Annotated in this window: 12 protein-coding genes; 5 read left to right on the top strand and 7 right to left on the bottom strand. The window is 60.2% G+C overall.

Going from position 1 to position 14,659, the window contains the following annotated elements; genetic code table 11:
- Positions 1-277: 277 nt before the first annotated feature.
- Together H0Z09_RS19555 and H0Z09_RS19560 are read right to left on the bottom strand one after the other, a co-directional pair.
- On the bottom strand, positions 278-1,759 hold the full coding sequence (locus tag H0Z09_RS19555) for a methyl-accepting chemotaxis protein (RefSeq protein ID WP_186692698.1): 1,482 nt from the start codon (positions 1,757-1,759) through the stop codon (positions 278-280).
- Between the two features lie 96 nt (positions 1,760-1,855).
- Positions 1,856-2,662 (bottom strand): TatD family hydrolase, encoded by an 807-nt coding sequence (locus H0Z09_RS19560; protein WP_186692700.1) that lies wholly within the window; start codon positions 2,660-2,662, stop codon positions 1,856-1,858.
- Positions 2,663-2,898: 236 nt separating this feature from the next.
- Here H0Z09_RS19560 and H0Z09_RS19565 point away from each other — a divergent pair, with 236 nt between their 5' ends.
- The 3 genes from H0Z09_RS19565 to H0Z09_RS19575 all read left to right on the top strand — a co-directional run bounded on the left by H0Z09_RS19565 (position 2,899) and on the right by H0Z09_RS19575 (position 5,416).
- Positions 2,899-4,320 (top strand): transglycosylase SLT domain-containing protein, encoded by a 1,422-nt coding sequence (locus H0Z09_RS19565; protein WP_186692708.1) that lies wholly within the window; start codon positions 2,899-2,901, stop codon positions 4,318-4,320.
- Between the two features lie 103 nt (positions 4,321-4,423).
- Entirely contained in the window at positions 4,424-4,858 is a 435-nt protein-coding gene (locus tag H0Z09_RS19570) for a DoxX family protein (protein ID WP_186692710.1), read from the top strand.
- A 249-nt stretch (positions 4,859-5,107) separates the two neighbouring features.
- Positions 5,108-5,416, top strand: coding sequence for a class I SAM-dependent methyltransferase (locus H0Z09_RS19575; protein ID WP_186692713.1), 309 nt, complete (start codon positions 5,108-5,110; stop codon positions 5,414-5,416).
- A gap of 4 nt (positions 5,417-5,420) precedes the next feature.
- Here H0Z09_RS19575 and H0Z09_RS19580 read toward each other — a convergent pair whose 3' ends face one another.
- The 3 genes from H0Z09_RS19580 to H0Z09_RS19590 are packed head-to-tail and all read right to left on the bottom strand — an operon-like array spanning position 5,421 to position 8,811.
- A complete protein-coding gene (locus H0Z09_RS19580) occupies positions 5,421-7,148 on the bottom strand; it encodes a Gldg family protein (protein ID WP_186692715.1) in 1,728 nt (575 codons plus the stop codon).
- Between the two features lie 14 nt (positions 7,149-7,162).
- Entirely contained in the window at positions 7,163-7,888 is a 726-nt protein-coding gene (locus H0Z09_RS19585) for an ABC transporter permease (RefSeq protein WP_186692717.1), read from the bottom strand.
- On the bottom strand, positions 7,885-8,811 hold the full coding sequence (locus H0Z09_RS19590) for an ABC transporter ATP-binding protein (protein ID WP_186692719.1): 927 nt from the start codon (positions 8,809-8,811) through the stop codon (positions 7,885-7,887). Before H0Z09_RS19590 ends, H0Z09_RS19585 begins: the two co-directional genes overlap by 4 nt.
- A gap of 218 nt (positions 8,812-9,029) precedes the next feature.
- Between H0Z09_RS19590 and H0Z09_RS19595 the strand changes: the two genes are divergently transcribed.
- Positions 9,030-10,016 carry a hypothetical protein gene (locus H0Z09_RS19595; RefSeq protein WP_186692721.1) on the top strand — a complete coding sequence of 329 codons (987 nt, stop codon included), beginning with the start codon at positions 9,030-9,032 and terminating at the stop codon, positions 10,014-10,016.
- A 113-nt stretch (positions 10,017-10,129) separates the two neighbouring features.
- Entirely contained in the window at positions 10,130-10,603 is a 474-nt protein-coding gene (gene greB, locus H0Z09_RS19600) for a transcription elongation factor GreB (protein ID WP_076950513.1), read from the top strand.
- An 862-nt stretch (positions 10,604-11,465) separates the two neighbouring features.
- On the opposite strand, the gene H0Z09_RS19605 is transcribed toward greB, so the two are convergent.
- Both H0Z09_RS19605 and H0Z09_RS19610 read right to left on the bottom strand, forming a co-directional pair.
- Positions 11,466-13,976, bottom strand: a complete 2,511-nt coding sequence (locus H0Z09_RS19605) for an ABC transporter permease (RefSeq protein WP_186692723.1) — start codon at positions 13,974-13,976, stop codon at positions 11,466-11,468.
- Positions 13,976-14,659: an ABC transporter ATP-binding protein gene (locus H0Z09_RS19610; RefSeq protein ID WP_065869920.1), complete on the bottom strand. Its 684-nt coding sequence runs from the start codon at positions 14,657-14,659 to the stop codon at positions 13,976-13,978. The genes H0Z09_RS19605 and H0Z09_RS19610 overlap by 1 nt, the downstream gene beginning before the upstream one ends.

The raw sequence follows: 14,659 nt of genomic DNA on the forward strand, positions 1-14,659 counted from the left end.
AGTCACGGAAAACACTGCCGACGTCCGGCTTCTTGGCGTCCATGGGGGATAGGACGAACTTGCCGATAACCGGAATCAAGAGGCAGCCCCATCGAGCGGGGCATTGATAGAGAAGTGCATCGGCGGTCCCTCGCGCTGATTGATCAGGCGAGAGACTTTGGAGAGGTTGGCGGGGAAAATAAGTCGGCGTTATTCGCCGGAATGTCTAGGACGTTTCGCCAAAACCTCGGGTAAACCGAGGGGTTGCAGTAGGCAAAGGATTACAGGTTGAACAGTCCTACAGCTTCAACTGCCCAATCGCCTTGCTCAGTTCCCCGGCCAGGGTGGCCAGTTCGTTGCTGGTGGTCGCCGAGTCCACGGTCTGCTGCACGGTGTTCTCGGTGACGTCGCGAATGCTCACCACCGCGCGGTTCATCTCTTCGGCGACGTGGCTTTGTTGTTCGGCGGCGACGGCGATCTGGGTGTTGCTTTCGCGCATCTGCGCCACGGCGCCGGTGATTTCGATGAGTGCTGCGCCGGCCTCCTGGGCCTGCTGTACGCAGTCGTCAGCCTTGAACGAGCTTTCCTGCATGAAGTCCACCGCGTCGCGGGTGCCGGCTTGCAGCGCCGAGACCATGCGGGTGATTTCGTCGGTGGAGCTTTGCACGCGCTTGGCCAGGTTGCGCACCTCGTCCGCGACCACGGCAAAGCCACGGCCCATTTCGCCGGCGCGGGCAGCTTCGATGGCGGCGTTGAGGGCGAGCAGGTTGGTCTGCTCGGCGATGCTGTGAATCACGCTGACCACGCCGTTGATTTTCTGGCTGTCTTCGGCGAGTTTCTGGATCATTTCCGCGGTTTGTTGTACGCCGGTGGACAGGCCTGCAATTGACCGCTGTACACGGCTGACCACTTTCTGGCCGCTGCCGGCGAGGGTGTCGGCGGTCTGCGACAGGTCGCGGGTGGCGCCGGCGTGCTGCGCGATGTGATGGACGGTGGCGGTCATCTCGTTGATGGCGGTGGCGGCCTGGTCGGTTTCGCTTTGTTGGCCGAGCATGCCGTGCCGCACCTCGTTCATGCTGCTGGCCAGTCGCGCGGCGCCTTCATCGAGTTGCTTGGCGGTGCGCGCAACCGTGTTGACCACGCGCTGGTAGCCGGCTTGCATGGCATTGAAGGCGCTGGCCATCTGGCCGACTTCATCTTTGCAGGCCAATGGCACGCGCGCCGACAGATCGCCGGTTTTCTCCACGTGCAGCATCACGTCCTTAAGGGTGTTGAGCTGGCTGAGCAGGAAGCGGATCAGCAGTTGCGAGGCCCCCAGCATCGCCAGCATCAGGATCAATACCGCCACGGCGTAGTTGGCGAAGCGTTCGCCGAACACTTGGCTCAGGCTTGGCGCATAGGCAAGGACGGCGACGTACTGGCCGTCAGTGCGGGCGATGACTTCAGCGCCCATCAGCGGGTTTTCGCCGAACACCGGCATGTGGTTGAGTTCGACCCAACCGAGGGTGCTGCCCAGGACTGACAGATCCTGTTCAGCCAACTGTGGGACTTGGCCGCGCTTGAACGTCAGCCAGTGCTCGCCCTTGGGCAGTGCTTCGCCGGCCGGCCATGCGCCGAGCAAATGGGCTTGCGCCTGGGCCGAGGTCCGGGATGCATCGCTGCGCGCCTGTTGTTCAAGCTGCACCGCATAGAGCACCAGCAGCAGGGTGGTGATGAAAGCGACCGCGTTGACGGCCCAGAATTTGTACTTCAGCGAGATATTGCTAAGCCAGGCACCCATGGAAGGTTTTCTCTGATAGCGGAAACAGCATTGGCAAGGTGCCATTATTGTGCCGCTATCGATAAAACCGGTTTTGACATGGGTCAATACGCCGCATTAATCCACCACGGGCAACCCAAAAAACGCGCGGGCGCAGGCCGTACTGTGGCTGGCCAGGTCTTCCACGCTTTCGTTGCGATGCAGGGCGACTTCGCGCAGTACTTGCGCCAGATAAGCGGGTTCGTTGCGACCATTTTTCGGCTTGGGACGCAGGGTGCGCGGCAGCAGGTAAGGCGCGTCGCTTTCCAGCATCAGGCGGCCGCGGGGAATTTCCCTGACCAGTGGGTGCAGGTGTGTCCCACGGCGTTCATCGCAGATCCAGCCGGTGATGCCGATATGCAGGTCGAGGTCAAGGTAACTGAACAGCGCGGTTTGTTCGCCGGTGAAGCAGTGCACCACGGCGGCGGTGAGGTGGTCACGGTAGTCCTTGAGAATGTCCAGCAGGCGTTCGTTGGCGTCACGCTCATGGAGGAACACCGGCAGTTTCAGCTCGACGGCCAGGGCCAAGTGTTGCTCCAGGACTTTTTCCTGCTGCGGGCGCGGTGAAAAATCCCGATTGAAATCCAGCCCGCATTCGCCGACTGCGCGTACGCGGCTCTCGTTGAGCAGACTGCGCAAGCGCTGGGCGCTGTCGCCGTTCCAATCGCTGGCGGAGTGAGGGTGGATGCCGGCGGTGCTGAACAGGCGCTGGCCGCTTTCATCCAGTTTTACGCACAGCTCCAGGGCCTGTTCGCTGCCCTCGACGCTGGTGCCGGTGAGCACCAATTGTTGCACGCCGGCAGCATAGGCACGGTCGAGCACGGCCTGGTGCTTTTCGTCGAAACTGGGGTTGGTCAGGTTGACGCCGATATCAATGAGTTGCATGGTGCTATCTCCGCCTGCGGCCGGAAAGCATATCAGAGCTGTAGATTTATAAGAAAAACGAAGAACTACAATGAGTTATAGCTGTCTTTGAACGTCGCAAGTGACATTGTGGTTGGCCGAACTCCTTGCCCTGTGCCACCGTTGCGCGCAAAGCCTGCGCATAAAGCGCTCTGTTTCTGACGTCCACCGCCTCGTTTTTCGCGACGGCGCTGGCCAGTATTCTTTCCGGAGAGCGGATGATCCGACCCTCGGCGTTGCTTATGTTGTGCCTGACGTTACTGCTGCCCATGGCTGCGGTGGCGCGTCTGGACGGGCCGCTGGAAGTGACCAAGCCCGGCAAGGTCCGCGACTTGGCTGAGATTCGCGCCAGCCGCACCTTGCGTGTGTTGGTCAACCAGAGCCGCAACAGTTCCGGCGAAGTCCAGGGCCAGGCCATCGGCGTCGAGTACCACCGCCTGCGCGCCTTCGAGCAGTACCTCAATAGCCATGCCCGCGATGGGCGGGACATCAACCTCAAGATCATTCCCAAGGCCAAGGACCAATTGCTCGGCGCGCTGGCCCGTGGCGAAGGCGACCTGGTGGCGCCCGGTGAACTGCTCGATGTGAAGGCCGCGCACAAGATCAGCGCCAGCGACCCGATTGCCAGCGGCGTGCCGCTGTGGCTGGTGGGCGTGAAGGGCGAGCGGCGGTTTACCAAGTTGGAGCAACTGTCCGGACGCACCCTGGCGTTGACCACTGGCAGCGCGGCGGCGGATGCCATCAGCCAGGTCAACCAGAAACTGGCGCTGCACAAGCAGCCACCGATCAAGGTGGAATGGGTGGACCCGACCCTGGCCGTGGAAGACGTGCTGGAGATGGTCCAGGCCGGTATTTACCACCTGACCATTGTCGAAAAGCCGATTGCCGAGCGCTGGTCGAAAATCCTGCCCAAGTTGCGCTTCGATAAACAGGTGGTGATCAGCGAACCGGGCGACGAGTATTGGTTCGTGCGCCAGGATGCCTCGATGCTGAGGGCCAGCATTGATCGCTTCCTCCAGACCTATCGAACCCCTTCCGACCAGGATGTGGCGTTCCAGCGTATCTACCGTCGCCTGTACCAAGTGCGCAACCCACTGGCACGCATTGATCGCCAGCGCCTGGAAAAACTGCGTCCGGTGTTGCAAAAGCACGCCCGCGAGCAGGGCATGGACTGGTTGAACCTCGCGGCACTGGCGTTCAAGGAGTCGGCGCTTGATCCGGGGGCGCGCAGTAGCGGGGGGCCAACCGGCCTGATGCAGATCACCCCCTCGGCAGCGCAGCGTGTGGGTGTCAACAATATCGAAAACCTCGACAGCAATGTGCAAGCAGGGGCGCGCTACCTGGCACTGATCCGTCGCAAGTTCTTCGCCAGCCCCAAGCTCAACGAGCGCGAGCGCATGGCGTTTGTGCTGGCGGCCTACAACATGGGGCCGGAGCGGGTGCAAGGCATGCGCACCGAAGCCAAGCGTCGGGGGCTGAACCCCAACCAGTGGTTTTTCCAGGTTGAACGCATCGCCATGGAGCAGGTTGGCATGGGTGGCGTCAGCTATGTGAACAGTGTCAACAAGTACTATTTGGCGTTCGATCGGGAGCGCCAGTCCCTGGAGCCGCCGGCGACGAAAATTGCTTTGGCTAAGTAATCGATTTAATCGATATTAACAAGGCATTTTTTCGGCTTTTATCATTGTTTAATCCGATTAATATAGCGGCCAACCAACCCCTGTTTTGAAAAGGATTATCTTCATGAGCCCACTGATCAAACGCGTCCTGTCCACCCGTGCCGGTTATGGCCTGACCATTCTGCGCATCGTGGTCGGCATCATTTTCGCCGCTCACGGTTCGCAGAAACTCTTCGGCTGGTTTGGCGGCTATGGCCTGGCGGGCACTGCCCAATGGATGGAAAGCATCGGCCTGGCGCCGGGTACCCTGATGGCGCTGCTGTCGGGCGGTACCGAGTTCTTCGCCGGCCTGGCCTTGATCATTGGCCTGCTGGTTCGCCCTGCGGCATTGGGCCTGACGATCCTGTCGCTGGTGGCAATCTTCTCGGTGCACATCCATAACGGTCTGTTCATGGCCAACAACGGTTATGAGTTCGCCCTGGCCTTGCTCGGTGGCTCGCTCGCAGTGCTGCTGGAAGGTGCCGGCAAACTGTCCGCCGACCGCGCCATCGCCCACTGACGCGCTGCCACACCCTGAATCGGCCCGCCTTGCGCGGGCCTTTTCGTTGCTCGGGATTCTTGACACCGCCCCACAGGCTTCTCTAGGATGCCGCTCATGCGCCGATTTAAACAGCTAATTGCGGGGCGCCATGGGTGATCGTTATCGGTCCCGACAGAAGCATGCTCCATGCTTCGAAATTCCGCTAAAGCGCTGGTTCGGTGTTGCCTCTCACCTGCCCGCAGACTTTTGAGGCAGAGACACGACACGATGAATGCACTACGCCCCCTGATACGCCTGGCCCCGATCACTGCGGACCTCACTCAACGCAATCCCAGGATTCTCTTGGGCGGCAAGCACCAGCCGACGCTGTTGCGTTACCTGGATGGCTGGCCGCGGCGTACTGGCCGGCCTTCCGCGTTCCTGATCCAGTTTGTCGAAGATGGCGATTCCCTTGCGCGTTTTGCCAGCAACAGTTTTGACCTCGCGGTGATCCAGGCGCCCAGTGCCGGCGACGCCGAGGAGGTCATCCGGCAATTGACCCGCATTGCCCGACAAGGGCTGATTGCCCGTCGTTGAGCGTTCAGCGAATCATGCGGGCAGCGTGCAGCCGGCGACGATGGCCCAGGAAGACGATCCAGGCGATCAGACATAACGTCAGCGGTAGCGCAAACGTCACCACCCACTCTAGCGCCATTTCCAGGCGACGCACCTGCGCATAGGCTTCGCGCTCCAAGGCATGCAGTTCCATGGGCAAGCGCAAGCGTTCCTTGTTGAGTGCTTGCAAGCGGGTCGTGGTGTCCACGGCCTGGGTGCCGAGAGACGTTGTCCACGGGCTCAACCGTTGCCATTCCTGTTCGGTGCGTTGCAGGCGCCGTTGCAGTTCGCTGGCCTTGGCGCGATAGGCCTGTTTCGCAGCGTCGCGCATGCTCTCCAGCACCGTGGGCGCACTTTGCGGTGCTACGCGAGGGCGAATGGCCGCGAGTGCGTCGGGGGCTGCCAGGTTGTCCAATGTGTTCAAGACAAACAGCGCGTTGCCGTCTGGCGCCGAGTTGCTGGTTTTGTCCGTGAGCATGTCCGTGTCAGCCACGATCACCACATGAATCTGTGCGGCTTTCTGCAATCCGGGTGGTTGCCCTTTGATACCATCGGGAAACACCGAATAGCTCGGGCCCTCAATACGTGCTGCGATCACATGAGGTCGCTCCTGGTTCGCTGCCTGTTCAATCAATGAATCGAGCGTGGTGGCGTCAGTGAAGCTACTGGCATCGAGCAGGACGGATTGCTCGGAACTTTGCAGGAGCGGGATGAAGGTGGTGCGGCTTTTATTCAGCCGGGAGAGGGCACCGCTGCTTGAAACCGTTACCCTGTTGAGGTTCCAGGTGCTGATATCGTTCGCGTTCATAGACGACCTCGGCAGGTTCAATCGCACCTGATTGGCTTTGCCTGGCGTCTCCCAAGGTGTGTAGAGGGCGTCCGCCACCAGTTTGTCCGCCGGCATCCGGACACCCCAGGCGGCGAGCAAGTCGTCCAATCGGATGTTCGCTGGGCCGGCGTTTGAGCGTTGCTCGCTCAAGGGGTCGATAAACATCATCAATCTGCCGCCCCTCAATACAAATTGTTCGATTCCATACAGGGTTTGCTCAGACAGCGCCTGCGGGTGCACCACCAGCAGCGTCTGAAGGTGCTCGGGAACCTGCGCGACCGTCGGTTCCAGATTGACCAGATCGAACTCGCGCCGCAGCTCCTGCAGCAAACGGCTTGCGGAGTCGCCCATCGCCAGGCCCGACAGCAACGCAACGACCGGGCGCTCCGGGTGCTGCAATTTATAGAGCAGGTGGCTGATTTCATATTCAAGCAGGGGCTCTCGGTCGAGACTGAAGGAGCCGATACGTCGCACACCGTGACCGGCGCGGGTGCCGATAAGGCCGAGGAACCCACCGCTGTCGTCAAGCCCGGATAGCCGGGCTTTGTAGGCATCCTCCGAAAAAGGTGCAGGATCGATAAGGTGCAGGTTGATCCTGCCATTGGCGGCTTTTTCGTATTCCTTGAGCAAGTCTTCAATATGTCTGCTGTAGCGTTGCACTGCGTAGTTCTTTTTCGGCGCGTTGTTTGAGTTGAAGTAATACAAATCCACCGGACCTTCCAGTATTGCAACCAGATGCTGTGCCGGAGACGACAATGTGTGAATTTTTTGTTGAGAAACATCCCACCGTATAGCCGGAATCTTACCTATCCATACCAGATTGAATGCCAGGAATAACAATAAGATGACGACGAGCGTCATGCCGGTGCGCAGAATGGACCGCATCAAGGGTTCCCTTCTCAGCTGTGTTTGTAGTTGAGTGTGACGGTCGTCGCAGCGAGAAAGGCGAGGATCATGCTGATGAAGTAAAGCGTGTCATGAAGTGTGAGTTTTCCATCATCGATACAACTGAATCGAACAGTCGGGCTGAGTGACGCCAAGCTGTCTATCAACCCGATAGGTGCTTGGTGCTCCAGTGCATCCAATACAGTCGAAAGTCCGCTGGCTGTCAGCAATAAGCCCAGGGTCAGTAGGAAAATGACAGTACGTTGCCGTACAAAAATACAAACGAAACAACCGACAGACAGGTAGCTGCCCGCCAGCAGCCAACTTGCCAGAAATTGCGAGGCGATAACGTGGTTGTCTGCCCGGCCCAGGTAGTTGGCAGCAATGACCAGAGGAAACATCAGAATTAGGGCTGTGCCTGCTACGAGCCAGGCGGCGAGGAATTTTCCGACGACCCATTCAGAGGTTGTGATGGGCATGGTTTTCATCAGGCCGAAAAATCCCGCATTGGCTTCATCCGACCACAGGTGCATTGCCAGGGCAGGTATCAGCAGTAAATAAAGCCAGGGATGAAATTGAAAAAATACCTGCAAGTCGCTGCTGTTCTGTTCCGGCCAAGGGCTTATGTACCTTCCCAGCGCCACTGACAGAATCAGGAAGACTGCCATGCTCAGGTACGTACTGGGGGCGCAGGCATAGCTGGCGAGTTGACGCTTTAGAATGATGGGCATTAATTTCAAAGCGACGCCTCCTCGCTCAGATGGTGGACCACATCATTCAGGCGACCTGGCTCCAGGTGCATCGAGTTGATCTTCCAGCGACGACTGGCAATCAACATGTTGATATGGGGATAGATGGTGCGGCCCGGCATCGCGAGTACGGTCACGGTACCGGGCGCGTGACGATGCTCCTCGATGCCTGCCACGCCTGGCAGAACGGCCAATGCCAGCAGGTCGAGCGGGTTATCCGCGGTCAGGGTGACTGCCTGGAAGTGACGCGAGTCGCGCTGTAGATCAGGCAGTGGGGTATCGGCAACCAATCGACCGCCCGCCATGACCAATGCGCGCGTGCACAACTTGGACAATTCATCGCAGTGACGAGAGGCGATGATCACTGTCATCTCTTGTGTCAACGAGTGGATAAGTGCCCTGAAGGTATGTTTCTGATCCGGCGCGAGCCCCTCGGTTGGTTCATCCAGCAGTAGCAGGGCAGGGCCGTGCAGGACGGCCTGGGCAATGGCGACTTTGCGTTTCCAACCGATGCAGAGCGCATCGAGGGGCGCATTGAGCACCGCAAATAACTCCAGCCGTGCAATAACCTGTTCCAGCCGTGCGCGCTTTTCGGCGCCGTGGAAGCCGCGAAGGGTAGCGATGAAGCCAAGGAATGCTTTGACGGACATCGTTGGATGGCCGAGGTCGTTGGACGGTTGATAGCCGACGAGCCTTCTCGCTTGCAGCGCATGGGTTTGTGTATTGAAACCTTGAATAGTTATATGACCGCTGGAAGGCTGCGTCGAACCCGCTATTACATCTAGCAGCACTGTTTTAGCTATAGGGTCTTGCCCGAATAATCCCAAACATTCCAGTGGATTGGCTTTGAACGATAAGTCGCTGATTATAGTTGTGTTACCCGTGTGTTTTGTCAGATTGCTTATTTCGATCATTTTTTTACCGAATAAGTTTGGCATGACGTAGGGGGCGTGAAAAAAGGGTACGGGTAATAGGGGTTTTTGGGAACGACGATAACGCTTAATAAGAGAAGTCCTACGTGCAGGTCAGGAGCGCCGCTGAAACAATGCGTTGTGTTTTGAAATGACAAAATTATCAGTGTTTACTTGTTGTTTATGTAAACTTTCTGCTCTGTATAAGAGGCCTGAATGCCATGATGCTGCTACGTACCCTTGTTCTTGAACGCGACGGTCAAGATGCTCCGGTTAACGGTGCACTGCTCTGTGGGTTTGCTGTAGGTCAGGCGGCCTCCAACTTTCTTGTTTATAGTTTGGATGAAGAGGTAGAGCCGGGAAGTTCAAGGGTATATATCGCCGCCTTGCGTAAGAAACTTGACCGGTATTTCCTGAGTGGAGTTGAATCCAGGGAAGACTTGCAGCTGGCGTTGGATGTCTTCAAGCAAATACTGACGTTGGCCGCTTCGGGAACCAAGGCGGGCGGCGTTATCGAGACCCAGATGCCCTATCATTTTATCGATTTGAAAGGGTGCAAGTTGCCGCCTGCCAGGCCTGAGGATCATCACTCGGTGATCATCAAGAAAGCCTTGGTGATGAAAGTGATCACCCTGGGCATGTCTGCCTCGACGCTGCCGGCGATCGAGAGCGCATCATTGATCGTACCGTCCATTCGTTTTTCGTCGCAGATGACCTCCCCACCCAAGGGGTCGAGCCCAACCGAGCCTACCAGGCTGCCGATGCATGAAGACCCTGGTGAGGAACCGCTGCAAGCGGTCGTCGAAGCTCCCGTGATGATGGCGCAGGCCGCACCGGCTATGCCACGGGACCCCCTTGTACCGGCGCAACCGAAACTCCCGGTCCCGGGTAACGACAGCACGTTGTTTGAGGTGGACAGCACGTTGACCAACCTTGCCCGTGTCGCCCAGGAGCTGACCCAGCAAAAACTCGCGGCAAACGAGCGGGAGGCGACACTTGGGCAATGGCAGGCGCAACTTGAGCAGGGGCAAAGCCAGTTGGATGAGAGGGTTCGAGAATTGGAGCAACGCACCACTCAATTACATGATCAGTCGCTTGCGGTCAGCCAGAGGACCGAAGCCTTGAAGGTGATGACTTCGCAGGTGGCAGGGCTGCGGCAGAGTCTGCGAGGCATGCTGCTGGAACTGGATCGCGTGCTGGACAGCTAGACTGGCCTGGCTACTTTCGCCGGTTCATTTATCATCAACCCCAGCCGGCCGATGCCAGGGCTTCAAGTCCAGGCGTATCGGCACCTATGGACATTGCCTGGGGATGCAAGCGTTTGAGTACCAAGCTGATTACCAAAGAAGGTCATGAAGCGCTGAAGAAAGAGCTGGATTATCTGTGGCGCGAAAAGCGCCCGGACACCACGCGCAAAGTAACGTGGGCGGCCTCGCTGGGGGACCGCAGCGAAAACGCCGACTATCAGTACAACAAGAAATTGCTGCGCGAGATCGACCGTCGCGTGCGCTACCTGCGCAAGCGCCTGGAAGACATGCGCGTGGTGGAGTACATGCCCGAGCAAGAGGGTAAAGTGTTTTTCGGCGCCTGGGTGGACATCGAAAACGAGCAGGGCGAGACCAAGCGCTTTCGCATCGTCGGTTATGACGAGATTTACGAGCGCATGGACTACATTTCCATCGACTCCCCCATGGCCCGTGCGCTACTGCGCAAGGAAGTGGACGACGAGGCCATCGTACAGACCCCGAGTGGCGAAGTGTGCTGGTGGATCACCGGGATCGAGTACGTGAAGTGAATGAAGCCCGGCAAGCACTGATATAAATTGGCTGTTGTTGAGCTCCGATGATTCTGTGAAAGCGGCGGTACTGCCAACATCTTTATCGCCTGACCCACCGCTTTCGCAGCCTCGCTAAAGCTCGACAGCTCCCACAGGGGATCTGCGTTGTCGGTGGGATTTCGGTTGTGCCTGCAAACACAGTATTCAGCCGCGACGAAGATCAAATGTGGGAGCTGTCGAGCCCCAGCGAGGCTGCGAAGGCGGCGGCACTGCCAACATCTTTATCGCCGACCCACCGCTTTCGCAGCCTCGCTAAAGCTCGACAGCTCCCACAGGGAATCTGCTTTGTCGGCGGGATTTCGGTTGTGCCTGCAAACACAGTGTTCAGCCGCGACGAAGATCAAATGTGGGAGCTGTCGAGCCCCAGCGAGGCTGCGAAGGCGGCGGCACTGCTGGCATTTTCCTCGCCTGACCCACCGCTTTCGCAGCCTCGCTAAAGCTCGACAGCTCCCACAGGGGATCTGCTTTGTCGGTGGGATTTCGGTTGTATCTGTAAACACAGTGTTCAGCCGCGACGAAGATCAAATGTGGGAGCTGTCGAGCCCCAGCGAGGCTGCGAAGGCGGCGGCACTGCTGGCATTTCCTCGCCTGACCCACCGCTATCGCAGCCTCGCTAAAGCTCGACAGCTCCCACAGGGGATCTGCGTTGTCGGTGGGATTTCGGTTGTATCTGCAAATACAGTATTCAGATGCGACGAAGTCAAATGTGGAAGCTGTCGAGCCCCAGCGAGGCTGCGAAGGCGGCGGCACTGCCAACATCTTTATCGCCTGACCCCACCGAGCTGGCCCGCACGCTTTGGAGCCTGCGGGCCGGCAGCGGTCAGCCTTCGCGTAACACCGTCAGCGGGCTGGCGTTGAGGGCGCGGCGGGTGCCGAATACGCCGGCGCCGCCGATCAGTACGGCTCCGATTACCGGCAGCAGCAACAGCCAGGAGTGGGGATGCCAGGCCAGGTCAAACGCGTAGCGGTACAGCACGAAGGTCACCAGTTCTGTCCCCAGTGCCGCCAATAGCCCGCTGACGGCGCCGAGCAAGCCGAACTCGATGCGCCGGGCCTTGACCAGCAATTTGCGTTCGGCGCCCAGTGCACGTAGCAGCGCGCCTTGGCGGATACGTTCGTCCAGGGTCGCTTGCAGGCCCGAGAACAGCACCGCCATGCCCGCCGCCAGGACAAACAGCAGCACGTATTCCACCGCCAGGGTCACCTGGGCGAGGATGCTGCGCAACTGCTCGAGCAGCGCCTCCACCTGCAGGATGGTCACGGCCGGAAAGGCCCGGGACAGGTCGACGATTTGTTGGTCATGCCCAGGCGCCAGGTAGAAGCTGGTCAGGTAGGTGGCCGGCAAATCCTGCAAGGTGCCCGGCTGGAATATCATGAAGAAGTTGGGCTGGAAATTATCCCAGTTGATGGTCCGCAGGCTGGTCACTCGCGCTTCGCGATTTTCCCCGGCGATGGTAAACACCAAGTGATCGTTAAGCTTGAGCTTGAGGCTCTCCGCGACCTTGGCCTCCACCGAAACCCCAGGGATTTCCTCGGTGGGTTGCTGCGTCCACCACGAACCCGCGGTCAAGGCATTGCCCGGTGGCAGGTCGGCGGCCCAGGTCAGGCTCAGGTCGCGTTGGATCGCACGGTCGCCGCTGGAATCCTTGCTGACGATCTCTTGCACCGGCTCGCCATTGATGCTGATCAACCGGCCGGGCACGACCGGGTAGAGCGGCGCGGACTGAGCCTGCAGCTCCAGCAGGCGGGCGCCAAAGGCATCTTTGTCGGCCGGCAGGATATTCAAGGCGAAGTAGTTGGGCGCGTCCTTGGGCAACTGGTTCTGCCAGGTGTCGAGCAACTCGCCACGCAACAGCGCGATCAAGCCCATGGACAACAGGATCAGGCCAAACGCCAGGGATTGACCGGCCGCCGCCAACGGATGGCGCAGCAGTTGGCCCAAGCCCAGGCGCCAGGGCAGGGAGGCGCGGGCCAGCAGGCGGCGCAGGCTTTGCAATAGCAACAGGAGCAGGCCGCCAAGCACCAATGCCGCCACCACGCCACCGCCGAGCAGGGCGAAGGTCAGCACCAGGTCGAGGCTCAGGCGCCACATGATCAAGCCCAGGGCGAACAGAGCCGCGCCATAGACCATCCAGGTGCTGGAAGGGATTGGCAACATGTCGCGGCGCAACACCCGCAACGGCGGCACGCGCCCCAGTGCCGCCAACGGCGGCAAGGCGAAACCGGCGAGAGCGACCAGCCCGGTGCCGATCCCGGCGATGGCCGGTAACAGCCCGCCCGGTGGAACGTCCGCCGGCAGCAGGTCATGAAGGAAGTAGAACAGTCCAAACTGCGCCAGCCAGCCGAGCACGGCGCCGGCCAGGCTGGCCATCAGCCCCAGTACAGTCAGTTGCAGCGTGAACAGCAACATGGCTTCACGTCGCGATAATCCCAGGCAGCGCAGCAATGCGCTGGCGTCGAAGCGCCGGGTGGCGAAGCGGTTGGCCGACAGCGCCACAGCCACGCCGGCCAGCAGCACCGCCACCAGGCTGGCCATGTTCAGGTAGCGCTCGGCCTTGCCCAGGGCGCCGCCGATCTGCTGGTTGCCGTCCCGTGAATCCTGCAGGCGCTGGTTGGCCGCGAGCCCCGGCTTGACCAAATCGCGATAGGTTTGCAGCGCCGTGCTGCCTTGCGGCCCGCGCCACAATTCGCGGTAGCTGACGCGGCTGCCTGGCTGGACCACGCCGGTGGCCTCCAGGTCCGCCAGGTTGATCATCACCCTGGGCGTGAGGCTGTAGAAGTTGCCGGCGCGATCCGGCTCATAAGTGAGCACGCGCGCCAGGCGCAGGGTTTTCATGCCCACGTCGATGCTGTCGCCGACCTTGAGGTCCAGGGCCGTCAGCAGCCGCGCTTCCACCCAGGCTTCGCCGGGTTTCGGGCCGCCTCCCGGGGTTTCATCGCCAAAGGGAGCGGCTGCGCTTTTCAGTTCACCGCGCAGCGGGTACTGCTCGTTCACCGCCTTGATGCTGGAGAGTTGGATGCCGTTATCGGTGGCGATGACGCTGGAGAATTCCACGACCCGTGCGTGTTCCAGGCCCAGCTCGACGCCGGACTGGATTTGCTCGGGCCGGGCCGGCGAGCTGCCTTCGAGCACCAGGTCGGCCCCCAGGAATTCAGTCGCGCGCAGCAGCATGGCGCCGTTGAGACGGGCACCGAAATAACCGATGGCGGTGCTGGCGGCCACGGCCACCAGCAGGGCGAAGAACAATACGCGCAATTCACCGGCGCGGGCATCGCGCAGCAATTGGCGCATGGCAAGGCTGAACAGGCGCAACAGCGGCAAACGTGCCATCAAGGCTCCAGGGGCGCAACCATCAGGCCGGCTTCAAGGCGGATCAGGCGTCGGCAACGGTGGGCCAGGCGCTCGTCGTGGGTGACCAGCACCAGGGTCGTGCCGTTTTCTTTGTTGAGTTCGAACAACAGGTCGCTGATGCGCTCGCCGGTGTGGCTGTCGAGGTTGCCGGTGGGTTCATCGGCAAACAGCACGTCCGGCTCGGCGGCAAAAGCGCGGGCGATCGCCACCCGTTGTTGCTCGCCACCGGAGAGTTGGCGCGGCGAGTGGGTCAGGCGCTGGCCCAGGCCCACGCGCTCGAGCAGGTGCCGGGCACGCTCGCGGGCGTCTTTGCGGCCATCCAGCTCCAGCGGCAACATCACGTTTTCCAGGGCGTTGAGGCTGTCGAGCAGTTGGAACGACTGGAATACAAAGCCTACGTGTTCGGCGCGGATGCGCGCGCGTTGGTCTTCGTCGAGGGTGCTCAGGGCCTGGCCGGCGAGGGTGACCTCACCGCTGCTGGGCAGGTCGAGTCCGGCCAGCAGGCCCAGCAGGGTGGATTTGCCGGAACCGGAACTGCCGACGATAGCCAGGCTATCGCCCTTGTTCAGTTCCAGGCTCAGTTCGTGCAGGATAGTCAGTTCACCTTCCGCGCTGGGAACCACTTTGCTAAGGTTCCGCGCGGTGAGAATGCTTGCGCCCAT

The organism is Pseudomonas sp. SWRI18 (genome assembly GCF_014268345.1).
GTDB classification, from domain to species: domain Bacteria; phylum Pseudomonadota; class Gammaproteobacteria; order Pseudomonadales; family Pseudomonadaceae; genus Aquipseudomonas; species Aquipseudomonas cedrina.